Here is a 26,219-nt window from a genome sequence, read left to right as displayed (position 1 = left end):
CGGCCATAAAAAAAAGGAGAGGCCCAGGCCTCTCCTTTTGGTTTCCCTTGCCGACGCCGCTCAGTGCAGCTTCATGCTCGGGCGCAGCACCCGGTTGATGCGGCCCACCAGCATGATGAGGCCGGTCTTGATGTAGCCGTGCAGGGCCACCTGGTGCATCCGGTAGAGGGAGATGTAGACGATGCGGGCGATGTAGCCTTCCACCATCATGGAGCCGCGCATCAGGTTGCCCATCAGGCTGCCCACGGTGGAGAAGCGGCTGAGGGACACCAGCGAGCCGTGGTCGTGGTAGAGGTAGGGCTTCATCTCGCCGCCGTTCATCCTGGCCAGGATGTTCTTGAACGCCTGGGTCGCCATCTGGTGGGCGGACTGGGCGCGGGGCGGCACGAACTTGCCGTCCGGCTGCGGGCAGGCGGCGCAGTCGCCGATGACAAAGATGTTCTCGTCGCGGGTGGTCTGCAGCGTCTCCTTGACCACCAGCTGGTTGATGCGGTTGGTCTCGAGCCCCGCTATCTCCTTCATGAAGTCCGGCGCCTTGATGCCCGCAGCCCACACCATGAGGTCTGCTTCAATCAGCTCCCCATCCTTGGTGTGCAGCCCATCGCTAGTGGCTTCGGTGATCATGGTGGCGGTGCGCACGTCCACACCCAGCTTCACCAGCTCCTGGTGGGCGGAGCCGCTGATGCGCTCAGGCAGGGCCGGCAGGATGCGGGGGCCCGCTTCCACCAGTGTCACCTTGAGGCTGTCGGTGGTGAGGTTCTTGAAGCCGTAGGCGTAGAGCTGCTCCACCGCGTTGTAGAGCTCGGCGGAGAGTTCGACGCCGGTGGCGCCGCCGCCGACGATGGCGATCTTCACCTTGTCACCGGGCTGGTATTCGGTGGCGAACTGCAGGAAGCGGTTCATCATGCTGTTGTAGAAGCGGTGCGCCTGGGAGGGACTGTCCAGGAAGATGCAGTGATCCTTGATGCCCTTGGTGTTGAAGTCGTTGGACACAGAACCGATCGCCATCACCAGCACGTCATAAGCCACTTCCCGCTCGTTGACCACCAGGGCGCCGCTCTCGTCGTGGATGGGGGCCAGCACGATGCGTTTCTCGTCGCGCTTGATGTCGGTCAGGCTGCCGAGCTGGAATTCGAAGCCGTGGTTCTTGGCGTGGGACTGGTAGCTCAGGGCGTCGATGCCCGCATCCATGGAGCCGGTGGCCACTTCGTGCAGCAGGGGCTTCCACAGGTGGGTGCGGTTGCGATCCACCAGGGTGATCCTGGCCTTGTTCTTCTTGCCCAGCTTGCGGCCCAGGCTGGTCGCGAGCTCGAGACCGCCGGCGCCACCGCCTACAACGACAATATTCATCATGATGATTTTCCTTGGTTCCTCAAAACGAAAGGGAGCCATTGGCTCCCTAAAACGAAATCGGTTGACGTGATGGCTCAGGCTTCTTTGAAGGCCTTCATCCGTTGCAGATGGTGCGAGATGTTCTTGAACTTATGGGTCTCGCGCTCATCCCATACGATGTCGTAATAGTTCTTCAATTCACGTTCAGTGTCCCGATTATCGCGGATTTCATCCTGAACGGAAAGGATACACAGGCAGTTTCCTGAATTTTTATTACGAAATTCGGTTACACACTTGGTGCCGATGTCCTCGTACTCTTCCGGCCTGTCGATCTTGCCCTGCATGTTCTCTTCCGGGTGCAGGTTGGGGTTGAAGACCACCTGCTTGATGCCGCACAGAAACCCGATCCGCTCGCTCCAGTAGCCGCCGAGCCCGACCCCGCAGATGAGGGGCTTGGGGTCTGTGCTCATGTCGAGCTGCTTCTTCACCTCCTTGAGCAGGTGGCTCATGTCGTGGCGGGGGTGAACCGTGCTGTAGTGAACGAAGCGCACATCATCATCGATAAACTGCAACTGCAGCACTTTCTCATGATTGCCGGGGCTGGTGGCATCGAAGCCATGCAGATAGATGATCATGGATAAGACCTCAAGAACTGTGTCGGTTCTATCGAAACTACCCCAGCGAACCGCAGAGGCGCCACCAAAACATCGCACTTTCTTGCTTTGGATCACGCCCCCTGCCGCCGGAAAATCCTTTTCCCACCCCCTTTGGGCGCATTCGGCAGGGGAAAAGGGGCGCCAGGCCCCTGACGAGGGCAGGCGCGCTGCCCCTGCCTGCTCCCGGCCTCAGCCCAGGGTCTGCTCGAAGCGATCCACCGCCGCCGCCACCAGGGCCAGGCTCCCCTGCCAGAAGGCCGCCTCGCGGATGTCCTGCCCCAGGTGTTTCGCCACCAGCGCCTCGGCGCTCATGCGGCCCGTGTCTCGCAGCAGGGCGCGATAGGCCTGTGCCACATCCTGCTCGCCTGCGGCCTGACGACTCATCAGCTGCTGATAGACCCCGAGGCTGAACAGGTAGCCAAAGAGGTAGGGATAGTTGTAAAAGCCGAAGCCCGCGATGGAGAAGTGCGCCTTGGCGGCCCAGAACATGGGGTGATAGCGGCCAAGGCTCTGCTCATACCAGCGTCCCCAGGCCTCGTCGGTGAGCACCTTGAGCCGGGCTGAGGAGACATAGCCCTGCTCGCGCTCGGCCACCAGGGCCTGCTCGAACGCGAAGCGGGCCGGGATGTTGACCAGGAAGGTGGCGGCGCCGTCGGCCTCCGCCCAGGCGATGGCCTGGCGCTCCTCGGCGCTTCGGGCCTGCGCGAACAGGGCGCTGCGCACTAGCGTCTCGGCGAAGATGGAGGCGGTCTCGGCGAGCGTCATGGGGTAGCTGCGCTGGCTCATGGGCAAGTCCCGGATGAGCCAGTTGTGCCAGGCGTGTCCCAGCTCGTGGGCGAGCGTGATGACGTTGTCCATGGTGCCGGCATAGGTGATGAAGACCCGCGGCTCCACCGGATCGGCAAACTTGGTGCAGTAGGCCCCGGTGCGCCGGTTCGGGGTGGGAGCCGCATCAATCCAGCCGCGCTCGGCCATCATGCGGGCAAACTCCCCCATCTCGGGATCGAACCCGGTGAAGGCCAGGGCAATGATCTCGATCGCCTCCTCGAACGGGATGCTGCGGTGGCTGCTCGCCGGGGGCGGCGCGAACAGATCCTCAGGCCCCAGCTCCTCGATGCCGAGCCGCCGGGCCATCAGCCCCAGGGCCCGCTGACCCAGATGGCGCGCCTGCCAGGTCTCCTGCATCAGGGTATCCAGGGTCGCCCGCTCGATGTGGCTCTGGTGGCAGGAGAGATCCAGCGCATCCAGGGTCCGCACCCTGCCGCGCTGGCGCGAGAGCTCCAGGCGCCAGCCGTTGAGGGCGTTGAGGATGGCGGCCACCGTCTCCTGCTCCCCCTCCCAGCCGGCGCTGATGGCGTCGAAGGCCTCTTTGCGCAGGGCCCGATCCGGGCTGGAGAGCAGGTTGCTCGCCTCCGCCAGCCCCCGCTCCTGGCCGGCGACCTGCACCCGGATCTTGCCCACCAGATCGTTGTAGAGGTTGCCCCAGGCGTGCAGCCCGTCGGTGCCAAGGCCGATGACCAGCTGCTCCGCCTCCACCGGCAGCCGCTGATCCTGCAGGCGGCGCTCGTGGCGCAGCCGGTATTCCTCCTCCCCGAGCAGGGAGTCCTGCATCAGCTGCTCGAACTCGGCCTCCGGCAGCCCCAGCATCAGATCTTCGATGGGGGCCAGCGTCTTGAACAGGTCCGCGTTGAGGGCCCGGGCCCGGGAGGCCAGCTGCTTGGCCAGGGGATCCCGGGCGTCCTGGCTCCCCGTGCAGGCCGCCAGCACGGCGATGTTCCAGCCTATTTCGCGGATGCGGCGGGCCCGCAGCCGCACCTCTCGCAAGCCATCCCGTAGGCCATCCTGCAGGGCGGCGTCCAGATCACGCAACGGCAGGCCGTCGATGAAGAGCGCCAGCTCGGCGAGGCTGGCGCGGGCCAGGCTCATGTCCGCCTCCAGCACGCTGCTGTCGAGGGAGGGGTAGATGTGCTGATTTTGCCACTGCTGTGGGTAGACTCGTTGTTGCATCGAACGCTCATTGTCAGAGACGGGTCCGGCCCGTCGTGAAACAGGGGTGGCCCAGGGCCACGCACAGGAATACCAAGGCTGGCGGCGACACCAGCCGGATCAAACGCGGCGACTACACCAGCCGCTCGAGGCGCGCTACCGCCTCCTCGACAGAACGCAGGCTCTCTTGCCAGAAGCTCAGGAGGAGTCGCGACTACACCAGCCGCTCGAGGCGCTCCACCGCCTCCTCGACAGAGCGCAGGCTCTCCTGCCAGAAGGCGGGCTCGCGAATGTCGACCCCCAGGTGCTTCTCCACCAGGCTCTCGGCGCTCATGCGCCCGGTGTCGGCGAGCAGCGCCCGGTAGGCCGGCACGAAGTCATCGCCCACCCGCTCCTTCTGGGCATAGAGCCCCAGGCTGAACAGGTAACCAAACAGATAGGGGTAGTTGTAGAACCCGAACTCGGCGATGGAGAAGTGACCCTTGCTGGCCCAGAACAGCTCGTCATATTGGCTGAGGCTGTCACCATACCACTGCTGCTTCGCGGATTTCATCATGGCCCTCAGCTGGCTCGCCCCCAGATACCCCTGGGCCCGGCCTGCCACCAGCGCCCGCTCGAAGTGGAAGCGGGAGGGGATGTCGAGCAGCAGGCTCGCGACCCGCTCCCCGTCCATCCAGGCGATGGCCAGGCGCTGCTCCCGGGTCTGAGCACGGGCGAGCAGAGCGTCTCGTACCAGGGTCTCGGCAAACAGGGAGGCGGTCTCGGCCAGCGTCATGGGGTAGTCACGCTGCTCCAGCGGGAGGTCTCGCAGCAGCCAGCTGTGCCAGGCGTGGCCGAGCTCGTGGGCGAGCGTGATGACGTTGTCCATGGTGCCCTCGAAGGTGAGGAAGACCCTGGGCTCGGCGGGGTCGGCATACTCGGTGCAATAGGCGCCGCTGCGCCTGTTGTCGCTCGGCGCGGCATCGATCCAGCCCCGATCCGCCATCATGCGGACGAAGGCCCCCATCTCGGGATCGAAGGCGGCGAAGGCATCGGCCACCAGGGTCAGCGCCTGTCCGAAGCCAAACCTGGCCTGCGCCCCGTCGGGGGCCGGGGCATAGAGATCCCAGGGGGCGAAATCCGTTATCCCCTGGGCACTGGCCATGGCCCGCAGGGCCCGCCTGCCCAGCGCCTTGTGGGCCTCGGCCTGCGCCATCAGGGTCTCCAGGGTGATGCGCTCCAGGTGCCCCTGGTGGCAGGAGACGTCCAGCGCATCGAGCAGCCGCCCCTTGCCGCGCTGGGTGGCGAGCTCGTTGCGCCAGCCGTTGATGGCATTGAGGATGGCAGCCACCGTCTCCTGCTCTGCGGCCCAGGCGGCCTGAATGCCGTGCCAGGCGCTGGCGCGCCGCGCCCTGTCCGGGTGGGAGAGCAGGTTGTCCGCCTGGGCCAGCCCCATGGGCTCCCCCGCCACCTCTAGCCTGAGTCTGGCCACCAGGCTGTCGTAGAGATCCCCCCAGGCTTGCAGGCCGTCCACCGCCAGCCCCTCGATCAGCTGCTCGCTCTCGAGGGAGAGGGCCTGATCCTGCAACCGGCGATCGTGGCGAATGAGGTAGGCCAGCTCGAACAGCTCGGGATCCTGCAGCAGGGCCCGTACCTGATCCTCGGGGGCGTTCAGCCAGAACAGGGCCACCGGCTTGACGAGCTGGGCCAGCCTCGCCTGCAACTGCTGGCCACGGGAGAGCAGCACCCGGGCGGCCTCGTCGCGGCCGTTGCGGCTGAGCCTGTTGTAGGCGAAGGTCTGGCTGTTCCAGGCTTGTCTGCGCACGGCGTTGGCCTGGCGGCGAATGGCCCGAAGCAGGTGGCGCAAGGCATTGATGTCCCGCGTCTCTGGCAGGCTGGCCAGCAGGCTGGCGATCTCGGTCAGGGCCAGGGCGGCGCGCTGGAAGTCGGCGTCGATGGCCGGGCAATCGGGGGCGGCATAGATGTGATCATCCTGCCAGAGGGTGGTGGTCATAACTGTCCTTGTCTGTTTGCGTCCATGTGGGCGTCCCGCCTCTGTGGGCAGTGACCGCCAAATAGTACGAAGGGGGCCGGCCCTTGCCTAGCCCCCATTCTGGTCAACAGACAGCAGATCCGACCTGCGACGCCCCCTGTCGGCAGGGGACGATTCCTGAGCGACCGCCGCTGTTATTTCGCGGGAGTCAGCTTGCCCACCAGGGTCATGGCCAGCACCAGCAGCAGGCCGGCCACCACCCCCACCAGGGCGCTCAGCAGGGTCGGCGTCACCGCGGCCAGCACGGCGCCCCCGGTCAGGGGGGCCAGGCTGGCGGCCACCCCCTCGATGAGGTGATGGGCAAAGGGCCAGCCGTGGACCAGAATGCCGCCCCCCACCATGAACATGGCGATGGTGCCGACCAGGGCCAGCAGGTGCATCAGCCGGGGCGCCGTTACCAGCAGCCCCCGCCCCACTGCCCGGCGCAGGGCGCCGGCATCCGGTTTTTGCAGCAGGTGCAGACCGATGTCGTCGAGCTTGACGATGAGCCCCACCAGGCCGTAGACCCCCACCGTCATCAGCAGGGCTATGCCCGCCACCACGGCAATCTGCAGGCCCAGGCTCGAGCCCTGCACTGTGCCGAGGGCGATGACGATGATCTCGGCGGAGAGGATGAAGTCGGTGCGAATGGCCCCCTTTATCTTCTGCTGCTCGAAGGCCTCCAGATCGTCCGGGATCGCCTGCGCCGACGAGGCCGTCTCGCCGCTGTCGTGGGGCAGGAACTTGTGGGCCAGCTTCTCGGCCCCCTCGAAGCAGAGGTAGGCGCCCCCCAGCATCAGCAAGGGGGTGATGAGCCAAGGGATCAGGGCGCTGATGGCGATGGCGGCGGGCACCAGGATCAGCTTGTTGCGAAACGAGCCCTTGGCCACCTTCCACACCACGGGCAGCTCCCGCTCGGCCCGCACCCCGGAGACCTGCTCCGCATTGAGAGCAAGATCGTCCCCCAGCACACCGGCGGTCTTCTTGGCCGCCATCTTGGTCATCAGGGCCACGTCATCGAGCACGCTGGCAATATCGTCGAGCAGGGCCAACAGACTGGTTCCGGCCATATCAGGTATTCCTTATATCAGTGGGAAACATCTCCCCAGGCAGCACGGCGTTCTTCCCAGGTGGTCTGGCGACGACCTTGCTCATCTGGGGTTCCGCATTTCAGGCAAAAGATGGCACAGTGTAGCGAGAAGCCGCCCTTTCGGCAGCCCCCCATGACAGGGTCAACCGGCCTTGTTTCACCTGAAGGCCCCAGGCCCAAGGAGTACCCATGCAACCCTGGCAACCCCTGCTCGATTTCTGGTTTGGCGACGACTCAGGCGACGCTCCCCGCGCCGCCCGGCAAGCCCCCCTCTGGTGGGGCAAGAGCAGCGAGACGGACGCGCTGCTGGCACACCGCTTTGGCGAGCTGGCACAGGCCGCCGCCGAGGGGGAGCTCGCCCACTGGGCCGAGGTGCCGGTGGGCAGGCTGGCGCTGATCCTGCTGCTGGACCAGCTGCCGCGCAACCTTCATCGTGGCACGCCCGCGGCCTTTGCCCAGGATGCCAAGGCCCGGGATCTCTGCCTCAGGGGCCTCTCCCTTGGCGCGGACAAGGCCCTCTCCCCGCTGGCGCGGGTCTTCTTCTACCTGCCGCTGGAGCATGCGGAGTCCCGGGAGCAGCAGGCCAGAAGCGTGGCCCTGTTCGAGGCGCTGGCGGCCGAGCAGGGGGACGGCCAGGCGCGCGAGACCTTCGAGGGATTCGCCGACTTCGCCCGCCGCCATCAGGTGATCGTTCAGCGCTTTGGCCGCTTCCCCCACCGCAACGCCATTCTGGGGCGCACCAGCACCCCGAAGGAGGCCGAGTTCTTGCGCCAACCGGGCTCCGGCTTCTGAGCCGCTTCGCCAAACGCGCATAAAAAAAACGGGCCCTCGGGCCCGTTTTGCATGCAGGGTGGCGGGGTCATGCCGCCTCCGCCAGCGCCTCCTCTTTCTTCTGGTAGGCCTGGGGGGAGAGTCCCAGCAGCTCCTGCACGGTCGAGGCGACCGTGATGGAGGAGATGGTGCCCACCAGGATGCCGGCGAACAGGGTGAAGGAGAAGCCGAACAGGGCGTCGCCACCGAACAGCAGCAGGGCCCCCACGGTGAACAATGTGGTGCCCGAGGTGATCATGGTGCGGCTGAAGGTAGCCTTGATGGCCACATCGGAGCAGTCGTGGATCCCCATCTGGGTGCGCGAGCCGAGCAGGTCACGCAACCGGTCCGAGATGACGATGCTGTCGTTGAGGGAGTAGCCGATCACCGCCATCAGACCGGCGATGACGTTGAGGTCGAACTCGATGTTGAACAGCGCCAGCAGCCCCAGGGCTACCAGACCGTCGTGCAGCACAGAGACCAGGATGCCGATGGCCTGGCGCCACTCGAAGCGCACCGCCAGGTAGGCGGAGATGGCCAGCGACGCCACCAGCACCGCCAGCATCCCCTGCTGGAACAGCTCGGCGCCCACCTGGGGGCCCACTATGGTGGTGCGCAGCAGCTCCACCGGCAGGGCGAGTTGCTGCCCCAGCATGGTCGCGAGATCCTCCGCCGCCCAGGGCAACTCGTGGGGAGGCAGCTTGATGAGCCACTCGCCGGGCACGCCGGCGCCGTGCAGCTCCACCGCCCCCGCCAGGGGGGCGCTCAGCAGGGCGTTGAGCTCGTGGGCCTCCTTCAGGGTCTGGATGCGAAACTCCAGCAGTATGCCGCCGGTGAAGTCGAGCCCGAGGGAGAGCCCGTTGATGGCGAGCACGGCGATGCTCGCCACCGTCAGCAGCACCGAGGCCCACATCCCGATGTAACGCCAGCGGGTCAGGCCCATGGCAATGATCATTCTCAGCATTCTTCTTCCCTCGACAGTTGGTGCTGGCTTCCCGCAAGGAAGCGAGTGGCGCGGAGCAGGCTCGAACGCGCGGTGTCATGACACAGGTGGTCAGTCATGGTCATACCCTCAGCAGCTTGGCGCGGCTGTTGCCCCACAGGGGGTTGATGATGGCGCGGGTGCCCCAGATGCCGGTCACCATGCTGGAGATGAGCCCCAGGATCAGGGTGATGGAGAAGCCCTGCAGCGGCCCGGAGCCGATGGCGTAGAGCACCACGGCGCAGATGAGGGTGGTGATGTTGGCATCGAAGATGGTGCGAAACGCCGAGCGATAGCCAAAGTCGATGGCGTTGGCCAAGGAGCCCCCCTCCCGCAGCCTGTCCTTGATCCGCTCAAAAATCAGCACATGGGTATCCACCGCCATGCCCACTGTCAGCACCAGGCCGGCGATCCCGGGCAGGGTCAGCACGGCCCCCGGCAGCACCGCCAGCATCCCCACCTGCATCAGCAGGTTGCCGATGAGCGCCGTGATGGCGACCCAGCCGAACTTGCGATACCAGGCCATCATGAACAGCATCATGCCCGCCATGCCGAACGCCAGGGCGGTGAAGCCCGCCTCTATGTTCTGCAAGCCCAGGGTCGGGCCTATGCTGCGCTCCTCCAGGATCTTGAGCGGCGCGGTGAGGGCGCCGGCCCGCAGCAGCATGGCCAGCTCCTGGGCCTCCGGCAGGCTGCCAATCCCGGTGATGCGGAACTGGTTGCCAAGGGCGGTCTGGATGGTGGCGACGTTGATCACCTCGCTTCGGGCCCGAAGCTTGCCCTCGGCGTTGGTCTTGTACTCGGTGAAGACGGTGGCCATGGGCTTGCCCACGTGCTGGCGGCTGAACTGGTTCATCTTGCTGCCACCCAGGGTGTCGAGCACTATGTTGACCTGGGGCTGACCCATCTCCCCCATGTTGGCGCGGGCATCGACGATGTGCTCGCCGCTCAGCACCGGCTTGCGGGCCAGACCGACCGCCTGGCCGCTGCGATCCGCCATGAAGAAGCGGCTGTCGGCCTTGGCTTCGTAGAAGGCCAGGGATGCGGTGGCGCCTATCACCTCTTTCGCCTGCTTGGGGTTGTGCACCCCGGGCAGCTCGATGCGGATGCCGTCCTGACCCTGACGCTGGACCGAGGCCTCGACGATGCCGAGCTCGTTGATCCGCTTCTTGAGGATCGACAGGTTCTGGGTCACGGCGTTGTTCACCAGCAGGGTGCGCTCTGCGTCGCTCAGCACCAGCTTGAGCTCATTGCCGGAGCGGGAGAGCTTCCACTGATCCTGACGGGTGCCGGCGCTCTCCTTGATGATATTGAGCCAGCCCTCCTGCCCGTCGACGTCCGGCAGGGTGACGGCCAGGGCCCCCTGGGCGGTGCGCATCACGCTGGCGCCGCGCAGGTTGGCCTCGCGGAAGCGGGTGCGCAGGGTATCCACCAGGTTCTTGGTCTGGTTGTCGATGACAAAGTCCACGTCGACCCCGATCAGCAGCTGGGAGCCGCCGCGCAAGTCCAGCCCGAGCTTGATGGGATCGGCGCCGAGCCGGCTTATCCAGGTCGGGGCATTGGAGTGAAACTCCAGGGTGAGGGCGGCGCTGTCCACCCCCTGCTGCTCCAGCAACTGCTTGGCCCGCTGCTGCTCGGCCTGGGTAGCGAACACCAGCTCTACCCGCTCCTTCTGCTCGATCTGCAGCTGGGGCGCTATCTGGTGCTCCTGCAGCAGGCGCTGCTGCGCCCCGCTCAGGTGGCTCTGGCCATGGAGGCCCAGGGAGGGTTGCTCACCGAAGAAGGTGGGCAGGGAGTAGAAGGTGAAGGTGAGCAGCATCAGCAGCAGCAGGGCGTACTGCCACAGGCTCATGCGGTTCAATATGGTATGACTCTTTTTTCTCATGAAATCGGCCTCTGTCAGGCGATGGCAAGGGCGACACCGGGTCGCACCGTGCAAAAAAATGAAACAAGACAGCCTAGCCGTTCACTAAAAGTGAACAGCAACAGAGAGGAGATGAGGCAACAGCAGGCAGACTGACCCCATCGGGGTCAGGCGAGGAAGCTCTGGGAGAAGCGGTATTGCAGGTGCCGGCGCTGCAGGCGGCGCCGGTGGATGCTGGCGAAGTGATCGCGAAAGCTCGTCCTCGGGTAGAAGAGGGCGGCGTAGAGCAGCAGGCCGCACAGCAGCAACAGTATGGCCTGCTGGGCCCAGCTCATGACCAGCTCGTAGACCACGCTGCCGGGCTGATGATCCCGGCTCAGGGAGTGCTCGAGGCGCAGCAGGTGACTCTGGTGGGAGCCGATAAACTTGACGACACCGTCGTCGCTGTCGCTGGCGCCGTGCTGGATCCGGGCGCCGTCGGCGGAGTCCGCGGCCTCCCCCATCAGCTGGGCGGCGTGCTGGGAAGCGGGAACCTTGAGCCCCTCCACCGAAACGGTAGAGAGCAGCAGAGTGAGCGCGATGAGCAGGGTCATCGCCGCCAGTTTCACTTTGTCCAGCAGACTCAAAAAGTTAATTCCCGAATAATAGAAAGGGCAAACTACCATAGCCCCCCCACAAGGACAAGGGCGGGTCCTGTCAATCAGCGGCTGCGGGTCATGGCCTCGAAGTCCTCGGCATAGTCCTTGAGCAGGGTATAGAGGTGGGCGCGCTGGGAGAGATCCATCGACTGGCTGAGGGCGCTGAGCCACTGTATGGTGCGCTGCCGTGACTGGTCGGTGTAACCGGTGAAGCGGCCATCCATCAGGCCGTCCCCCTGTTGCAGCAGGCGGGTCAGCTCCCTGCCGAAGTCCGGGCTCTGGCGCTGCTTCATCAGCCGCTCCAGCTCCTTGGTCCAGGCCTCCTGGAACTCCAGCCAGGGGGGCATCATCTCGTATTGCCACTCGGCCCACTGGGCGATGAGCGGCTCCTGGGCCGGCTTCACCTTGCCAATCCAGAACACCAGCCGCTCGTTCATCTTCTCCCGAAACTCCTTGAGCATCTGCGCCTTGGGTTCGGTGGCGAAATCATGCTTGCGCTCCTGCTGGCGCTTCACCCGGTCGGTCATGAAGCGCGCCACCTGGGCATCGGTCAGGGTGCTGGCGAGGCGCACGGTGCGGGGAATGGCGTTCTCCAGGGTGCGGGTCAGGCTGGCCTGGGTGCGATCCAGGTGCAGGGTGACCTGGGCCGGGGTCATGGGGCTGGCCACCGCCCTCGCCAGGGCATCGAGATCCCGGGCATAGATGGGCAGCTCGTGCTGGCGATGCCAGGCCATGAGCCCCTTCACCTCCCTGTCCAGCAGGGTCTTCTGGCTGCGGTCCAGGGAGAAGTAGTCGTCCAGTTGCCAGACGATGGCCGAGTCGAGCCAGTAGTAGATCACCCGGGTCGCGCAGCCGGTCAGCAGCAGGCAGAGCAGCAGCAGGCTCCAGCTGCGGGGTTGACGCCATGAGAATCTGGTCACCATGCATGCCTCCAAGTCGTAGAAAATAAGCGTCGCGCTGGCCCTTGCCCGGACTCACTCCAGGCGCTGGCGGTTGGTGTCGATGAGGGCCTGATAGTCGGGCCCGGGTTGCTGCTCCGCCATCAGCAGCGCCCACAACAGGCCGATGTAATCGACCCAGGGCAGGAAGGCATCGGCCTGGAATCCCTTGCCATTGAGCAGCTTATGAGCGCCTCCCCTGCCTTCAAGATAGCAGCTCTCCAACTGGCACCGCAGCTCTTCGCTCCAGCCATGGGTGCGCTGTATGCTGGCCAGCTCGAAGCCGGGATGGCCGGCGGCGCCGTACTCCCAGTCGATGACCCAGGGTCTGTGGCCCAACAAGTTAGCCGGATTGAGATCGTGATGGCAAGGGAGCCAGCAGTCGTCCGGCTCCCGGCTCGCGAGCAGGGCCCGCTCCAGCGCCGGCAGCCAGTCCGGGATCCGGGCCAGGCGGCCGCGATAGCCGGCGCTGTGGGCCCGCACCGCCATCACCACCCGGGGCAGCGGCAGGCGATGCAGCCGCGCCAGCACCTCCGCCATCAAGGGCGGTTGCTCGGCGAGGGGCGGCGCCTGCTCGGCCCAGTTCGGCTCGTCGCACCACGCCAGCAGCATCAGGCCGGTGGCGGGATCGCCGTGATGACAGGGCAAGGCCAGCCCCTGCCCCACGGCCCCCTGATAGAGCTGCCACTCGGTGGCCCTGTCGATGCCGAGCCGGACCGGATCCGGGTGGCCGCGCCGCAGGAAGCCGCTCTGCCCCGAGGGGAGGTGCAGCCGGTAGTTGCCGTTGGTCAGGCCGCTCGCCAGTGGCTCAAGGCGCCCCTGGTTCCAGGGGGCCGGCAGGCTGGCCAGCAGGCTCAGCTCCGCCAGATCCCCCTGCTGCCGGGTCGCCTCACCAGCCAAAGGTGGAGGTCTTCGCCTGCTTGCGGATCTCTTTCTGATCGGCCCACAGCAGCTCGCCATTCTCCAGATCCATCAGGTTCATGGTCATCTGGTAGTAGACGTCCTTCACCTTGCCGTTGTCCTTGACGATGCTGGCCAGGTTGCCATAGACCATATAGCGGGCGCCGGTCTGCTTGCCAAGGCGCACCATGGAGGCGGGATCCACCATGCCGCTGCTCTGCTGGTACTCGAGCTGCTGCTTGACCGCGCTCACCTTGCTCATGTCCACGAAGCGGAACTTGCCGGCGCGCAGCAGCTTGGTGCGGATGGTGTCTGTGATGGCCTCGGTGTCGATGTGCTCCGAGGTCTTGTTGCGGATGGAGTCCATGAACATCACGGGACGGCCCCCTGCGGTGATCTCGCCCGTGACCGGCGAGGCCAGCATGGAGTCCGCCATCTTGTCGGCGATGGCCTGCAAGTCGGAGGAGCCGTAATCCACTGTCACCGTCTCTGTCTCGGTCGCGTCGCCATAGCTGACTGTGGTGCTGGAGCAGCCCCCCAGCAGCAGGGCAGAAGTCAGGATCAGCAGGGCATGGTTCATTCTCATCAGTTCGATTCCTCAATCACTTCGCGTACGTAAATCCGGTAGCCCCGGGCGGCCGGGCTCGGCGCCAGGGCGGACAGGGTGCGGGTCTGGTAGCCATGCAGCTTGATGGGGGTCCAGCCGCGGCCATCGCTGGCCACCTCCTGCCCGGCGTCATCATACCAATAGAACAGGTATTGCAGCTTGTTGTCGCCGCGCTGGGTGCTGGTGGCGGCCACGTTGACCTGCAGCAGGCCGTTTTGCTGACGGCGGCTGAGCTCGGTCAGGGTGACATTGACGTTCTGATGCTGCTCGGCCACCGCCGCCGCCCCGGGCGCGCCATAGAGCGCCACCCCAGAGGTGTTGGTGGCGCAGCCCGCCAGCAGCAGTACCAGCCCGAGGGCCAAGCCATGTGCTTTCATCTTGCTCTCCTTGCCGGCGGCCAGGGGCCTGACCGGTCATTCATCTGTGTTGCCATATCCGGTTCCCCTTAGAGGGGCATCACCCGGGTGCTCAATCCGGCGCCGAGACGCTGCACCCAGACGAGCGTGGTGCGGCCGGCGTGCACTGTGAGGGGCAGGGTGCGCATGGCGCTGCCCGCCCCCAGCCGGAGTTGCACCTCCCCGGCCGGGACCATTCCCTGCCAGCTCGATGCCTCGGCGGGCAGGGTCAGCCAGCTGCGGGTATCGGCCCGCTCCGAGAGGGTGTTGAAGATCCCCACCAGTATGTTGCCCACATCCCCCCCCTCCTTGGCGGCGGAGCGTCTGAGCTGCTCCTTGGCCACCAGCCGCAGCGCCTGACGGGTCAGCATGCCGGGCAGCCGCTCCTGCAGATCCTTGGCCGCCAGCGCCTCCAGTCTGACCAGCTCGCTGGTCTGTTCGACTCGCTTACCCACCGACACCGTCAGCGGGCCGGTGTCGCTGGCCCTGTTGTCGTAATAGGGTACCGCCACGGTGAAGGTACGAAAATCGCCGCTGGAGGTGGAAATCGGCAGGGGCAGGAAGATCTCCCGCCGCGCCGGGATCAGGCCATCTTCAAACAGCACCACCAGCTGGCCCTGATCCCTGGCCAGCGGCGGCGCCTTGCGGCCCACCCTTTTCTCTGTCTCCTTGAGCTCGTCCACGGAGCCGCGAAGCCGGGCCAGGCGCAGCAAGGCATCCTGCAGGCTCTGGTTGTCCGGCGCTATCTGGTAGCCGCGCTGATAGTCCACCCAGGCGTCGTTGAGCTCCCCGGCCGCCTCGTAGAGCACGCCGGAGAAATAGAAGGTGTAGGCGTTCTGGAAACCGTTTTTCACCTGACCTATCAGGCGATCGAGCTCGGGCGCCCCGCGCGACATCAGCTGGCGCATCTCCCCTTCTGCTGCGGTATCAGCCTCGGCCTCTTCGCTCTCTTCCTTGGCCTTGCGCACCTCGTCGGCCCGCGCCTTGAGCGCCCGCTCCTGTACCTGGTTGGCGCGGCGCACCTCCACCAGGGCCCCCTCGGCATCCCCCCGTTGCAGGTAGTTCAGCGCCAGATAGTGGTGCAGCATGGTGCGCTCGTAGTCCGGCGCCCGGTAGGCCATGGTCTGATCGTTGGTGAGCAGGCTGCCCGCCTGGGCCAGCCCCTGACTCAGCCGGTACTGGGCCTGATTGTCTTCCCAGGCGAGCCGGCTGTCGGCGGCGGCAAAGCCCTGCTTGCTGACCCCGTCCTGACCCGCCAGCCAGGCGATGCGCCCTCTCTCCAGCTGATCCAGCACATAGGTGTCGTCCCCCGGGGTCGATTCCCGCACCTTCGGCAGGGCCTCGTCGGCATGACCCAGCAGCAGCTGGTTGCGCAGGGGCACCATCTGATCGGAATAGGAGACGAAGAGATCTTGCCAGCGGGAGGCGCAGCCGCCCAGCAGCAGACCGGCCAACAGCAGGCCGGTCAATGAGGCGGGACGCATCACAGGCTGAGCAGGGGTCCCAGCGGCTGGCCACCCACCAGGTGCAGGTGGATGTGGTAGACCTCCTGCCCGCCGTGGCGGTTGCAGTTCATGATGAGGCGATAGCCGTCCTCGGCGATCCCGGCATCCGCCGCCAGCTTGCGGGCCACGGTGAACATGCGGCCGAGCGCCAGCTCGTGATCCGCTTCCACGTCGTTGACGGTGGGGATCAGCACATTGGGCACGATCAGAATGTGGGTCTTGGCCTTGGGTTGGATGTCCCGGAACGCGGTCACCAGATCGTCTTGATAAAGGATGTCGGCGGGGATCTCCTTGCGGATGATTTTGCTGAAAATGGTTTCTTGCGCCATGGGTAACTCCTTTATATGAAAAAGAAAATTCAATGCAAAACTCAAGCGACTCCCAAAAATGTCGCCACAGCCCGCCAAGTGTGACACAAGCCGACATTTGACACAGCCGTTGTCCCAATCACTTCAGTTATTGTGAAGAATACCGATAGTGAGGATGACGTCCCGAGTACCCCAGCGGCATTCCCCGTGAGGGCATGCAGGGTACCAAAGGGACGGGGTACTCAGGCAAGGGACTTTTGCATAGACAGCGGGACAATAATGAAACAAACAATGTCAGACCTCTCGATCTTACAGAGAGTCTATCTGGGCTTTGCCATCCTGGTCGCCGTCATGGTCGCCAGCGCGGTACTGACCTTTCGCGGCCAGAGCGAACTCAGCGATGCCCTGGACCAGGTAACACAAGAGTCCATGCCGCTGGTGATCGCCAGCAGCCAGACCCAGATCAGCCTGCTCAGCGCCAACAAGTGGCTCACCGACGTGCTGACCGAGCAGGATCCCAAGCAACTGCCGGCGGAAGTGGCCGAGCTGCAGCAGGCCAAGGGCCAGGTCGACAAGATGCTGACGACCCTCAGGCAACAGGTGGCGGCGCACCCCGAATTGCAGGGGGAGATGACAGCCCTCGACAAGCTGGTGGCTGACTACCTGCAGCTGACCCAGACCCTGCCCACCGAGCACGAGGCCCTGCTCACCCGGCTGCACAAGGTCAACCAGGCCAAGGGCCAGTTCCAGGTCAGCCTGCCCCAGTTCAAGAAGAACCTCGGCGACATGATGGTCACCGTCGACGACAGCTTCATCAAGATGCTCTCCGAGACCCTGACCACCAAGCTCTCCGCCATCGAGCTCTCCACCATGGATGCCCTCAACCAGAGCATCCCCGCCCCCATCGAAGCGGCGCTCAAGCGCAACAAGATGCAGATCGAGGGCTTCAACAGCACCATCAAGGATCTCCAGGGGGAGCTCAAGGAGTTCGACAACAACATGGGCCACTACGTCCATGGCTTCGTGCGCGACACCACCGCCAATGAGGGGGTGCTCGCCCAGTACCTGGCGCTGATGAAGCAGCAGCAGAGCATGCGCGAGCAGAGCAAGCAGGCGAGCCAGCTCATCGTCAGCATCCAGAACAAGCTGGAGGGGATCACCGCCCAGAGCCAGCAGCTGATGAACGCCAGCATCAGGGCCTCCGATCGGGTGCAGACCCAGAGCACCCTGACCCAGGGGATCAGCATAGTCATCGCCATCTTCGTCGCCATCCTGGTGGCCTTCACCCTCGGCAAGGCCATCCGCCGCCCCCTGAAAGAGCTGCTGCGGGTACTGACCGAGGTGACCCAGGGTGACATGACCCAGCGGGTCGGCTTCAAGAGCCAGAACGAGTTCGGCCAGCTCGCCAGCCAGATCAACCTGCTGATCCAGCAGATGGGAGACGTGCTCAGGCAGCTCTCCCAGGCTTCGACCCAGCTCAACAGCGCCGCCCACGACAACCGCCACACCACCGAATCGGTGCGGGCGGATCTGGAGAAACAGCGTCAGGAGACCGCCTCGGTCGCCGCCGCCATGACCCAGATGGAGGCCTCGGTGCGGGAGGTGGCCCAGGCCGCCAACCAGACCCTGGAGCGGGTGCAGGACGTGGAGAAGGCCTCCGAGATGGGGCGCAAGGTGATGGCTGGCAACATCACCACCACCCACCAGCTGGCGGGCAAGCTGCAGCAGACCGGCAAGGTGATTGGCGACGTGAGCGCCATGAGCGGCCAGATTGGCAACATCCTCGACGTCATCCGCGGCATCGCCGAGCAGACCAACCTGCTGGCGCTGAACGCCGCCATCGAGGCGGCCCGGGCCGGCGAGCAGGGCCGCGGCTTTGCGGTGGTGGCGGACGAGGTGCGCAACCTGGCCGGTCGCACCGCCCAGTCCACCAGCGAGATCCAGACCATGATAGAGAACCTGCAGCAGGGGGTCGCCCGGGCGGTCAACGTGATGCAGGAGTGCTCCCGCGAGATGGACAGCTGCGTGGATCAGAGCTCCCAGGCCAACAACGCCATGGAGGAGGTGCAGGGCATCGTCGTGCTCATCAGCGACATGTCGAGCCAGATAGCCTCCGCCGCCGAGCAGCAGCAGGCCACCAGCGCCGACATCGCCACCAACCTCAACCGCATCTCGGACATCTCGGATCTCAACTATCAGGGCATAGAGCGGGTCGCCGAGACCAGCCAGCAGCTCGACTCCCTGGCCGAGCAGCAGGAGGGGCTGGTGCAGCGCTTCCGGCTCAGCGCCTGACACCCCGAGCCATGTGAAACGACGAGGCCCCGCAGATGCGGGGCCTCGTTTTTATGGCGGCTTGCAGGGAGATCAGGCGTAGGCGATGGCGCCCTTGCCGACCCCTTCATAGGCGACAATCTTGACGAACTTCTCCCCCACCAGCTTCTTCACTTCGCGGGCGATATAGTGGGCCAGCAGCTCTATGGTGGTGTCCGTGTCTATCATCTCCACCTCGGCGGCCGGCATGGCGAGCTGGAACAGCCCTTGCGGCGCCACGTACTTGAAGCCCAGGTGGTGTTCCCCCAGGTGGGCCTTGGCCAGCTCGCTCAAGTCCAGCTCGGAGAGGGCCACCTTGTCCTCCTGGGTGCCGAGGTAGATGTCGGCCCAGCGCTCGGCCCAGTTCAGCTCCAGCTCCTCGTCGCGCGCCCCGTCCACCTCGATCTCGACCGGAGAGCGATGGCCGTGGGCGATCCGCTGGCAGTTGCCGTCGTGCTTCTTCAGGCCGTGGCTGTAGTGGTAGAAGGCGCCCTCTATCTTCTCCTGGCGCAGGGTCAGGGAGAGATCCTTGATGTTGCCGGGCAGGCGCTTGGCCAGCACCGCCAGCAGATAGAGGGTCACCGACTCCTTGTCCACCTGGGGCGCGGGTATGAAGGCAAAGCCCTGGGCCGGGCAGCGCAGGTGGATGGAGCGCCCCGGGCGCAGCAGATCCACCGTGCACTCGTCGCCATCCAGAGCGTGGACATGGACCAGGGGGCTCTCGGTCGGCACCAGCAGCTTGTGATCCACCTCTTCATCGATGATCGACTTGACGAGCTTCTTCACCCGCCCAAAATCCAGCAGCATGCTCATCTCGTTGAGCTCGCCGCTCATCTCGATGTCTACCAGCCAGCTCTCCCCTACCATGCCGCGACGCTCGCACAGATAGCTGGAATCGATCACAGTCAAATCTCTAACAAATAACTTCATTACTCAGGCCTTGCTACAGAGAAAGTGCAGTTTGCGATATTATGACCCCGGATTATCGGCAAAGGAACTGGAACCCCCCATGAACAAATTGCTTATCAAGAATGCCACCCTGGTCAACGAAGGCCGCATCTATGCTTCCGACGTCTTGATCGAGGGTGAGCGGATCGCCCGCATCGCCCCGGACATCAGTGCCCCCGATGCCGTGGTGATCGATGCCGCAGGCCGTCACCTCATCCCCGGGATGATCGATGATCAGGTCCATTTCCGGGAGCCTGGCCTGACCCACAAGGGGACCATCGCCAGTGAATCCCGGGCCGCCGTCGCCGGTGGCACCACCAGTTTCATGGAAATGCCCAACGTCAATCCCCAGACCACCACCATCGACGCCCTCGAAGCCAAATACCAGATAGCCGCCAACTCCGCCGCCGCCAACTACAGCTTCTACCTGGGTGCCACCAACGACAACCTGGAAGAGATCAAGAAGCTCGATCCCAAGCAGTCCTGCGGCATCAAGATCTTCATGGGGGCCTCCACCGGCAACATGCTGGTGGACAACCAGGAGACACTGGCGGCCATCTTCCGCGAGAGCCCGGTGATGATAGTCACCCACTGCGAGGACACCCCCAGCATCAAGGTGCTGGAAGACGAGGCCCGCGCCAAGTGGGGCGAAGATGTGCCGATGCGCGAGCACGGCCGCATCCGCAGCGCCGACGCCTGCTACAAATCCTCCAGCATGGCGGTCTCCCTGGCCAAGCAGTACGGCGCCAAGCTGCACGTGCTGCACCTGACCACGGCCAAGGAGCTGTCGCTCTTCACCGCCACCCCGGATCTGAAGGATCTCAAGGACAAGAACATCACCGCCGAGGTGTGCGTCCATCACCTCTTCTTCAACGAGGCGGACTACGACACCCTGGGCAGCCAAATCAAGTGCAACCCGGCGGTGAAGAGCGCCGCCGACCAGCACGCCCTGCTGGATGCGGTGCGCAACGACGTGCTCGACATCATCGCCACCGACCACGCCCCCCACACCTGGGAAGAGAAGCAGAACAGCTACTTCAAGGCGCCGTCCGGCGTGCCCCTGGTGCAGCACTCCCTGCAGGCGCTGCTGGAGCTCTACCACAACGGCGTCTTCTCGCTGGAAACCATCGTCAAGAAGACCTCCCACGCGGTGGCCGAGCGCTTCCAGGTGCAGGATCGCGGCTACATCCGCGAGGGCTACTTCGCGGATCTGGTGCTGCTGGATCTCGGCAAGCCCTATGTGGTCAACGACAGCAACCTGCTCTACCTGTGCGGCTGGTCCCCTTTCAACGGCTACCGCTTCCAGAGCACCATCGAAATGACCCTGGTGAACGGCCAAATCGCCTGGCAGAACGGTCAGGTCACCGATCAGGTCTTGGGCAAGCGACTGACCTTCAACCGCTGATCCCGTCATCGCTGATACCAGACGGCCGCCCATCGGGCGGCCGTTTTTCATGCAAGACGGAGGTGAGGTGCCGACAAAATGCACCACTGGTCGCACTTTGATCCGAAGTTGCTCGCAAAGCAGGCAAACGATCTCGAACCGGGATTTCCCCTGTTGACAGGGTCGGGGCATCTCCATAAACTCCCTCCCCGTCAGCCGAGCTGACTCCGTCGGTGTGTAGCGCAGCCAGGTAGCGCATCTGCATGGGGTGTAGAGGGTCGGAGGTTCGAATCCTCTCACACCGACCAAATTCCCCGAGAAAGGCCTTGTCAGACGACAAGGCCTTTTCTTTTTGCCTCTCCGCGGCGGCGCCCAGGCCGGCGATTGTCTCGTGGGCTGTGCTGTGCTGTAGTGACACCCTCTTTGCCAAGGGCCGGCACCATGTCACCAAGCTCCCCCCTCTTGTTCGTCCTCGTCCTGTGCGGCTCGCTGCTGCTCGGCGGCTGCGCCACCCCCTATGACAGCGAGAAGTCCTTCTGGAACGGCCAGACAGGCTTCTCCCAGACCCGGCTCGGGGCGACCCGCTGGCAGCTGGAGTTTGTGGGCAACGATCTGGTGGACAGGGAGACGGCCCGCAAGTACGTGCTCAAGCGAGCGGGGGAGATGGCGCTGGCGCAGGGGTATGCCTGGGTGCAGGTGCAGTCGCTGACCCTGTCGCGGGATGCGGTCAGGGTCACCCCGACCCGTCCCCGGTTCGGTTTCGATGAGTACGAACCCGACACCTTCATGGACGAGATGCAGGTAGAGCACCGCACCTCGGCACTGCTGATCTTCTCCCTGGGGAGAGCCCCATTGGACGACCAGAGCCTGGAAGCTATTTATCTGGCAAAGATGAAAATAAACAGTGATTAATATAATTAATTTACAAGATCTACATCACATACAACTAATTGCAACATAAAGTTCTGATATAAGTCGCTGGATTTCCCCTTCGTGATTAGGCATGCTGCCAGCATACCGGCTGTCAGGATTCCATGGCCCGGATCACAAAAACGGACTTAGGTGGTACCCTCCCCACCTGCACAGGCACTGCACATATCGAGACTGTCCCCCCATGAAAATGAACAAATTGACCGTTGCCATCCTCATTGCGATGTTGCTTGGCATTTTTACCGGGCAAGGCTATCGCCTGTTTGCCCCGGCCCAGGCCGCCACCTTTGCCAGTGACATCACCCTGCTGACCGACATTTTCCTGCGCCTCATCAAGATGATCATCGCTCCCCTGGTGTTCACTACCCTGGTGGTCGGCATCGCCAAGATGGGCGACACCCGCACCGTGGGCCGCATCGGCGCCAAGACCCTGGGCTGGTTCATGCTGGCCTCCCTGATGTCACTGACCCTGGGGCTGGTGATGGTCCACCTGATGCAGCCCGGGGTCGGCCTCTCCCTCTCCCTGCCCGATGACGGCGCCAGCTCAGGGGTGGCCGCCACCGCCATCTCCCTCAAGGACTTCGTGACCCACGCCATCCCGAAAAGCGTGATCGAGGCCATGGCCACCAACGAGATCCTGCAGATCGTGGTCTTCTCCCTCTTCTTCGGGCTGGCTGCCGCCGCCCTGGGGGATGCCGCCAAACCCGTGGTCAAGCTGATGGCAAGCAGCGCCGAGATCATGCTGAAGGTGACCGGCTACGTGATGAACTTCGCCCCGTTCGCGGTATTCGGCGCCATCGCCGCCATGGTCGCCAAGGAGGGGCTCGGCATCCTCGCCACCTATGGCACCTTCATGGCCCAGTTCTACCTGGCCCTGGCCTGCCTCTGGCTGCTGCTCATCGCCATGGGCAGCCTCTTCATCCGCCGCCGCATCCTGACCCTGCTGGCCATGATCCGCGAGCCCATCCTGCTCGCCTTCTCCACCGCCAGCTCCGAGGCCGCCTATCCCAAGACCCTGGACAGGCTGGAGAAGTTCGGCTGCGACAAGCGCATCGCCAGCTTCGTGCTGCCCATGGGCTACTCCTTCAACCTGGACGGCTCCATGATGTACTGCACCTTCGCGGTGATGTTCATCGCCCAGGCCTATGGCATCGAGCTCAGCATGGCCCAGCAGATCACCATGCTGCTGCTGCTGATGGTCACCTCCAAGGGGATGGCCGGGGTGCCGCGCGCCTCCCTGGTGGTGATCGCTGCCACCCTGAACCAGTTCCAGATCCCGGAGGCCGGCATACTGCTGCTGCTCGGCATAGACCACTTCCTGGACATGGGGCGCTCCGCCACCAACGTGCTGGGCAATGCCATCGCCGCCAGCGTGGTGGCCAAGACGGAAGACAGCCTGGGAGAGACCCAGACCGAGGGCGAACTCGCCAAGGCTTGAGTCAAGAAGACCCGGCAAAAGGCCCGCAACTGCGGGCCTTTTTTCGTTTGGTGCTCAGCACCAGCGCCTCACTCGCCGGCAGTACTGCACATAGGGGATGCCGAAGCGGGCACGCAGGGCACGCTCCTCCGGCAGGATCTGGAAGCGGGTGAGCCAGCCCAGCAACAGCAGCGGCCCGAGCCAGACCCAGGGGCCCCCGAGATAGCAGGCCAGCGCCAGCAACCAACACAGCAGCCCCAGGTACATGGGGTTGCGGCTGATGCGATAGACCCCCCGGGTCACCAGCACCCGGCTCTGCTGCAAGCGCACGGGATTGACCGTGGTGCGCTGACGGGCAAAGTGCAGCAAGGCCCCGCCGCCGAACACGGCGCCCACCAGCAGCAGGGCTCCTGCCAGGATCAGCAAGACGCCCCTCCCCCTGTCATCTCCGGCTCCCAGCCACATGGCGAGCGCGATGACGACAAACAGTAGCAAAGGTGGGATACGCAGCTCGAAACGCATATTTTCTTCCTGCAAAAAGTGCCACGAATGGCGCCAATAAGATACACTCTCGCCGTCGTCAAATTATAAAAAATGGATAAATATCATCCACATACGAATAAATTCCCAGGCGACTAACGCTCGCGTCCACACCCGGACGCCCCCAACCTCAACAATAAGAAGGTATCATCCCATGCACAAGAAAACCCTGCTCGCGACCCTGGTCTTCGGGTTGCTCGCCGGCCAGGCCGTCGCCGCCCCCTATCTGCCCCTGGCCAGCGACACCCGCAACGGTCAGGAGCAGACCGCCGCCAACGCCTGGCTGGAGGTGGATTTGACCGCCTTCGAGCACAACATCCAGACCCTCAAGGATCGTCTCGGCGACAAGGGCCCGCAGATCTGCGCCATCATGAAGGCCGACGCCTACGGTCACGGCATCGATCTGCTGGTCCCCTCCGTGGTCAAGGCGGGCATTCCCTGCATCGGCATCGCCAGCAATGAAGAGGCCCGGGTGGCCCGCGAGAAGGGCTTCGAGGGCCGTCTGATGCGGGTCCGTGCCGCTACCCCGGCCGAAGTTGAGCAGGCACTGCCCTACAAGCTGGAAGAGCTGGTGGGCAGCCTGGAGAGCGCCAAGGGGATCGCCGACATCGCCCAGCGCCACCATACCAACATTCCGGTGCACATAGGTCTGAACTCCGCCGGCATGAGCCGCAACGGCATCGACCTGCGCCAGGCGGACGCTAAGGAAGATGCCCTGGCCATGGTCAAGCTCAAGGGGATCACCCCGGTCGGCATCATGACCCACTTCCCGGTGGAAGAGAAAGAAGACGTCAAGCTGGGGCTGGCCCAGTTCAAGCTGGACTACCAGTGGCTGATCGAGGCGGGCAAGCTGGATCGCAGCAAGCTCACCATACATGCCGCCAACTCCTTCGCCACCCTGGAAGTGCCGGAAGCCTACTTTGACATGGTACGCCCGGGCGGCATCATCTACGGCGACACCATCCCCTCCTACACCGAATACAAGAAGGTGATGGCGTTCAAGACCCAGGTCGCCTCGGTGAACCACTACCCGGCGGGCAACACAGTCGGCTATGACCGCACCTTCACCCTCAAGCGCGACTCCCTGCTCGCCAACCTGCCGCTCGGTTACTCCGACGGCTACCGCCGGGCGCTCAGCAACAAGGCCTATGTGCTGATCCAGGGCCAGAAGGTGCCCGTGGTGGGCAAGACCTCCATGAACACCATCATGGTGGACGTGACCGATCTCAAAGGGGTGAAACCCGGTGACGAGGTGGTGCTGTTCGGCCGTCAGGGTGAGGCCGAGGTGAAACAGGCGGATCTGGAGGAGTACAACGGCGCCCTGCTGGCGGACATGTACACCATCTGGGGTTACACCAACCCCAAGAAGATCAAGCGCTAAGCACGGATCTGATATGAAAAGGGCTCCCGAGGGAGCCCTTTTTTGCGGGTGCTTACACCGCCTTCTGATCGGTCACCTTCTTGCGGGTCACCCAGAGGCTGAGCCCCATGGAGGCAAGTAGGATCAACGCAACCACGCCCAAGGCGATGCCGGTGGGGATCTTGAAGATGTCGAGCAGCAGCATCTTGACCCCGATGAACATCAGGATCAGCGCCAGACCGTATTTCAGCAGGGCGAAGCGCTCGGCGACGCCGGCCAGCAGGAAGTACATGGCGCGCAGGCCCATGATGGCGAAGATGTTGGAGGTCAGCACGATGAAGGGATCCGTGGTCACCGCGAAGATGGCCGGGATGCTGTCCACCGCGAAGATGAGATCGCTCACCTCCACCAGCACCAGGATGAGCAGCAGCGGGGTGGCATAGCGCACTCCGTCACGCCAGACGAAGAAGTTCTCCCCCTCCAGGGTCTCGGTCACCTTGAAGCGGCGACGCATCCAGCCCAGCAGCGGGTTGTTGGCGAGATCCGGCTCCTTGTCGGCGGCCCACAGCATCTTGACCCCGGTCAGCAGCAGGAAGGCGCCAAACAGGTAGAGGATCCAGTGGAACTGCTCGATGAGCCAGCTGCCCGCGAACACCATGCCGGCACGCATGACGATGGCACCCAGTACCCCGTAGAGCAGCACCCGGCGCTGCAGCTCGGCCGGAATGGCGAAGTAGCCAAACAGCATCAGCCAGACGAAGACGTTGTCCACCGCCAGCGCCTTCTCGATGAGGTAGCCGGTGAGGAACTCCAGCCCCTTCTCGTTGGCGATCTCACGCCCGGCACTGTGATCCAGCCAGAGCCAGATGGCCAGGTTGAACAGCAGGGCCACGCTGACCCAGACGAGGGACCAGATCCCCGCCTCTTTCAGGGACACCTTGTGCGCCTTGCCGCCGCCGACAAAGCGGATGTCAATCCACAACAGGACCAGCACTATGCTGAAGAAACCGGTCCACATCCACCATTCACCCATTTTCACTTCTCCCAAAACGACAAAACCCACGACCGAGAGGCGTGGGTTTGCGTTTGGAGCAGATACACCTTGCCTCTCGGCAAGGTCTCACTTACAGCCAATGTTCATCGACTGCCCGGCTGCCGGGTGCACTGCAGGATATGGGTGCACCGTAATGACGACAAACCGGCGAGAAGTTACTCCCCTTGTGCGGCGGATAGTAACAGCCTCCAAAGGTGGCGCCAAGGGGCATCTTCATCGCGAATGGAAATAAAACGGGGCACCACCTGGGTGCC

Annotated in this window: 23 protein-coding genes and 1 tRNA gene; 7 read left to right on the top strand and 17 right to left on the bottom strand. The window is 64.3% G+C overall.

Going from position 1 to position 26,219, the window contains the following annotated elements:
- Positions 1-60 precede the first annotated feature (60 nt).
- The 5 genes from AC3WR3_RS01305 to AC3WR3_RS01285 form a co-directional block, all read right to left on the bottom strand.
- Positions 61-1,353, bottom strand: a complete 1,293-nt coding sequence (locus AC3WR3_RS01305; protein WP_247626712.1) for an NAD(P)/FAD-dependent oxidoreductase — start codon at positions 1,351-1,353, stop codon at positions 61-63.
- Between the two features lie 74 nt (positions 1,354-1,427).
- Entirely contained in the window at positions 1,428-1,967 is a 540-nt protein-coding gene (gene ycfP, locus AC3WR3_RS01300; protein ID WP_005331594.1) for an alpha/beta hydrolase YcfP, read from the bottom strand.
- Positions 1,968-2,177: 210 nt separating this feature from the next.
- Entirely contained in the window at positions 2,178-3,995 is a 1,818-nt protein-coding gene (locus tag AC3WR3_RS01295; protein WP_492290924.1) for a M3 family oligoendopeptidase, read from the bottom strand.
- Between the two features lie 193 nt (positions 3,996-4,188).
- Positions 4,189-5,967, bottom strand: a complete 1,779-nt coding sequence (locus AC3WR3_RS01290) for a M3 family oligoendopeptidase (protein ID WP_492290923.1) — start codon at positions 5,965-5,967, stop codon at positions 4,189-4,191.
- A 173-nt stretch (positions 5,968-6,140) separates the two neighbouring features.
- A complete protein-coding gene (locus tag AC3WR3_RS01285; protein ID WP_139436055.1) occupies positions 6,141-7,055 on the bottom strand; it encodes a DUF808 domain-containing protein in 915 nt (304 codons plus the stop codon).
- Between the two features lie 209 nt (positions 7,056-7,264).
- On the opposite strand from AC3WR3_RS01285, the gene AC3WR3_RS01280 reads away from it, so the two are divergent.
- Positions 7,265-7,867 carry a DUF924 family protein gene (locus AC3WR3_RS01280; protein ID WP_492290922.1) on the top strand — a complete coding sequence of 201 codons (603 nt, stop codon included), beginning with the start codon at positions 7,265-7,267 and terminating at the stop codon, positions 7,865-7,867.
- A gap of 67 nt (positions 7,868-7,934) precedes the next feature.
- Here the strand turns inward: AC3WR3_RS01280 and secF are convergent, their stop codons facing one another.
- From secF to hinT, 9 genes are all read right to left on the bottom strand, one after another.
- The gene (gene secF, locus AC3WR3_RS01275; RefSeq protein ID WP_202045164.1) at positions 7,935-8,849 is read right to left on the bottom strand and encodes a protein translocase subunit SecF; all 915 of its coding nucleotides are present in this window, start codon (positions 8,847-8,849) and stop codon (positions 7,935-7,937) included.
- 100 nt (positions 8,850-8,949) lie between these two features.
- A complete protein-coding gene (gene secD / locus AC3WR3_RS01270) occupies positions 8,950-10,752 on the bottom strand; it encodes a protein translocase subunit SecD (protein ID WP_492290921.1) in 1,803 nt (600 codons plus the stop codon).
- A gap of 146 nt (positions 10,753-10,898) precedes the next feature.
- Positions 10,899-11,396, bottom strand: a complete 498-nt coding sequence (locus AC3WR3_RS01265; RefSeq protein ID WP_202045162.1) for a hypothetical protein — start codon at positions 11,394-11,396, stop codon at positions 10,899-10,901.
- 35 nt (positions 11,397-11,431) lie between these two features.
- Positions 11,432-12,292, bottom strand: coding sequence for a DUF6279 family lipoprotein (locus AC3WR3_RS01260; protein ID WP_139436046.1), 861 nt, complete (start codon positions 12,290-12,292; stop codon positions 11,432-11,434).
- 51 nt (positions 12,293-12,343) lie between these two features.
- Entirely contained in the window at positions 12,344-13,207 is an 864-nt protein-coding gene (locus tag AC3WR3_RS01255; protein WP_404838199.1) for a phosphotransferase, read from the bottom strand.
- Positions 13,197-13,793 (bottom strand): penicillin-binding protein activator LpoB, encoded by a 597-nt coding sequence (gene lpoB, locus AC3WR3_RS01250; RefSeq protein WP_319912968.1) that lies wholly within the window; start codon positions 13,791-13,793, stop codon positions 13,197-13,199. Before lpoB ends, AC3WR3_RS01255 begins: the two co-directional genes overlap by 11 nt.
- Positions 13,793-14,191: a YcfL family putative periplasmic lipoprotein gene (locus AC3WR3_RS01245; protein ID WP_492290920.1), complete on the bottom strand. Its 399-nt coding sequence runs from the start codon at positions 14,189-14,191 to the stop codon at positions 13,793-13,795. Before AC3WR3_RS01245 ends, lpoB begins: the two co-directional genes overlap by 1 nt.
- A gap of 68 nt (positions 14,192-14,259) precedes the next feature.
- Positions 14,260-15,693, bottom strand: a complete 1,434-nt coding sequence (locus tag AC3WR3_RS01240) for a COG3014 family protein (RefSeq protein WP_492290919.1) — start codon at positions 15,691-15,693, stop codon at positions 14,260-14,262.
- Entirely contained in the window at positions 15,693-16,043 is a 351-nt protein-coding gene (gene hinT, locus AC3WR3_RS01235) for a purine nucleoside phosphoramidase (RefSeq protein ID WP_025326574.1), read from the bottom strand. The genes AC3WR3_RS01240 and hinT overlap by 1 nt, the downstream gene beginning before the upstream one ends.
- Positions 16,044-16,301: 258 nt before the next feature.
- Between hinT and AC3WR3_RS01230 the strand changes: the two genes are divergently transcribed.
- A complete protein-coding gene (locus AC3WR3_RS01230) occupies positions 16,302-18,314 on the top strand; it encodes a methyl-accepting chemotaxis protein (RefSeq protein WP_429107958.1) in 2,013 nt (670 codons plus the stop codon).
- Positions 18,315-18,386: 72 nt separating this feature from the next.
- On the opposite strand, the gene AC3WR3_RS01225 is transcribed toward AC3WR3_RS01230, so the two are convergent.
- Complete coding sequence (locus AC3WR3_RS01225; protein WP_492290918.1) at positions 18,387-19,262, bottom strand: 6-carboxytetrahydropterin synthase; 876 nt, start codon at positions 19,260-19,262, stop codon at positions 18,387-18,389.
- Positions 19,263-19,341: 79 nt separating this feature from the next.
- On the opposite strand from AC3WR3_RS01225, the gene AC3WR3_RS01220 reads away from it, so the two are divergent.
- The 4 genes from AC3WR3_RS01220 (at position 19,342) to AC3WR3_RS01205 (ending at position 23,032) form a co-directional block, all read left to right on the top strand.
- Entirely contained in the window at positions 19,342-20,685 is a 1,344-nt protein-coding gene (locus AC3WR3_RS01220; RefSeq protein ID WP_042649277.1) for a dihydroorotase, read from the top strand.
- 210 nt (positions 20,686-20,895) lie between these two features.
- A tRNA-Pro gene (locus AC3WR3_RS01215) sits at positions 20,896-20,972 on the top strand.
- Between the two features lie 133 nt (positions 20,973-21,105).
- A complete protein-coding gene (locus AC3WR3_RS01210; RefSeq protein WP_492290917.1) occupies positions 21,106-21,576 on the top strand; it encodes a CC0125/CC1285 family lipoprotein in 471 nt (156 codons plus the stop codon).
- Positions 21,577-21,778: 202 nt separating this feature from the next.
- Entirely contained in the window at positions 21,779-23,032 is a 1,254-nt protein-coding gene (locus tag AC3WR3_RS01205; protein WP_162519107.1) for a dicarboxylate/amino acid:cation symporter, read from the top strand.
- A 54-nt stretch (positions 23,033-23,086) separates the two neighbouring features.
- Here AC3WR3_RS01205 and AC3WR3_RS01200 read toward each other — a convergent pair whose 3' ends face one another.
- Positions 23,087-23,533 carry a methyltransferase family protein gene (locus AC3WR3_RS01200; protein ID WP_247626726.1) on the bottom strand — a complete coding sequence of 149 codons (447 nt, stop codon included), beginning with the start codon at positions 23,531-23,533 and terminating at the stop codon, positions 23,087-23,089.
- A 172-nt stretch (positions 23,534-23,705) separates the two neighbouring features.
- On the opposite strand from AC3WR3_RS01200, the gene alr reads away from it, so the two are divergent.
- Positions 23,706-24,932: an alanine racemase gene (alr, locus tag AC3WR3_RS01195; RefSeq protein ID WP_205641504.1), complete on the top strand. Its 1,227-nt coding sequence runs from the start codon at positions 23,706-23,708 to the stop codon at positions 24,930-24,932.
- 52 nt (positions 24,933-24,984) lie between these two features.
- On the opposite strand, the gene AC3WR3_RS01190 is transcribed toward alr, so the two are convergent.
- The gene (locus tag AC3WR3_RS01190) at positions 24,985-25,944 is read right to left on the bottom strand and encodes a TerC family protein (RefSeq protein ID WP_492290916.1); all 960 of its coding nucleotides are present in this window, start codon (positions 25,942-25,944) and stop codon (positions 24,985-24,987) included.
- Between the last annotated feature and the right edge of the window lie 275 nt (positions 25,945-26,219).

The sequence above is a fragment of the Aeromonas sp. EU05-FHT14A05 genome (assembly GCF_058791175.1).
This window is presented reverse-complemented; position numbering and strand designations above follow the sequence as displayed.

Bases quoted from the DNA above. Each gene is read 5' to 3' on its own strand.
- AC3WR3_RS01190 (WP_492290916.1), bottom strand. From the start codon at position 25,944: ATGGGTGAATGGTGGATGTGGACCGGTTTCTTCAGCATAGTGCTGGTC.
- AC3WR3_RS01265 (WP_202045162.1), bottom strand. From the start codon at position 11,396: ATGGTAGTTTGCCCTTTCTATTATTCGGGAATTAACTTTTTGAGTCTG.
- AC3WR3_RS01220 (WP_042649277.1), top strand. From the start codon at position 19,342: ATGAACAAATTGCTTATCAAGAATGCCACCCTGGTCAACGAAGGCCGC.
- AC3WR3_RS01205 (WP_162519107.1), top strand. From the start codon at position 21,779: ATGAAAATGAACAAATTGACCGTTGCCATCCTCATTGCGATGTTGCTT.
- AC3WR3_RS01200 (WP_247626726.1), bottom strand. From the start codon at position 23,533: ATGCGTTTCGAGCTGCGTATCCCACCTTTGCTACTGTTTGTCGTCATC.
- AC3WR3_RS01280 (WP_492290922.1), top strand. From the start codon at position 7,265: ATGCAACCCTGGCAACCCCTGCTCGATTTCTGGTTTGGCGACGACTCA.
- AC3WR3_RS01230 (WP_429107958.1), top strand. From the start codon at position 16,302: ATGAAACAAACAATGTCAGACCTCTCGATCTTACAGAGAGTCTATCTG.
- lpoB (WP_319912968.1), bottom strand. From the start codon at position 13,793: ATGAGAATGAACCATGCCCTGCTGATCCTGACTTCTGCCCTGCTGCTG.
- AC3WR3_RS01285 (WP_139436055.1), bottom strand. From the start codon at position 7,055: ATGGCCGGAACCAGTCTGTTGGCCCTGCTCGACGATATTGCCAGCGTG.
- AC3WR3_RS01295 (WP_492290924.1), bottom strand. From the start codon at position 3,995: ATGCAACAACGAGTCTACCCACAGCAGTGGCAAAATCAGCACATCTAC.
- alr (WP_205641504.1), top strand. From the start codon at position 23,706: ATGCACAAGAAAACCCTGCTCGCGACCCTGGTCTTCGGGTTGCTCGCC.
- secF (WP_202045164.1), bottom strand. From the start codon at position 8,849: ATGCTGAGAATGATCATTGCCATGGGCCTGACCCGCTGGCGTTACATC.
- AC3WR3_RS01305 (WP_247626712.1), bottom strand. From the start codon at position 1,353: ATGATGAATATTGTCGTTGTAGGCGGTGGCGCCGGCGGTCTCGAGCTC.
- AC3WR3_RS01210 (WP_492290917.1), top strand. From the start codon at position 21,106: ATGTCACCAAGCTCCCCCCTCTTGTTCGTCCTCGTCCTGTGCGGCTCG.
- AC3WR3_RS01240 (WP_492290919.1), bottom strand. From the start codon at position 15,693: ATGCGTCCCGCCTCATTGACCGGCCTGCTGTTGGCCGGTCTGCTGCTG.
- AC3WR3_RS01290 (WP_492290923.1), bottom strand. From the start codon at position 5,967: ATGACCACCACCCTCTGGCAGGATGATCACATCTATGCCGCCCCCGAT.
- AC3WR3_RS01225 (WP_492290918.1), bottom strand. From the start codon at position 19,262: ATGAAGTTATTTGTTAGAGATTTGACTGTGATCGATTCCAGCTATCTG.
- secD (WP_492290921.1), bottom strand. From the start codon at position 10,752: ATGAGAAAAAAGAGTCATACCATATTGAACCGCATGAGCCTGTGGCAG.
- AC3WR3_RS01245 (WP_492290920.1), bottom strand. From the start codon at position 14,191: ATGAAAGCACATGGCTTGGCCCTCGGGCTGGTACTGCTGCTGGCGGGC.
- AC3WR3_RS01260 (WP_139436046.1), bottom strand. From the start codon at position 12,292: ATGGTGACCAGATTCTCATGGCGTCAACCCCGCAGCTGGAGCCTGCTG.
- hinT (WP_025326574.1), bottom strand. From the start codon at position 16,043: ATGGCGCAAGAAACCATTTTCAGCAAAATCATCCGCAAGGAGATCCCC.
- ycfP (WP_005331594.1), bottom strand. From the start codon at position 1,967: ATGATCATCTATCTGCATGGCTTCGATGCCACCAGCCCCGGCAATCAT.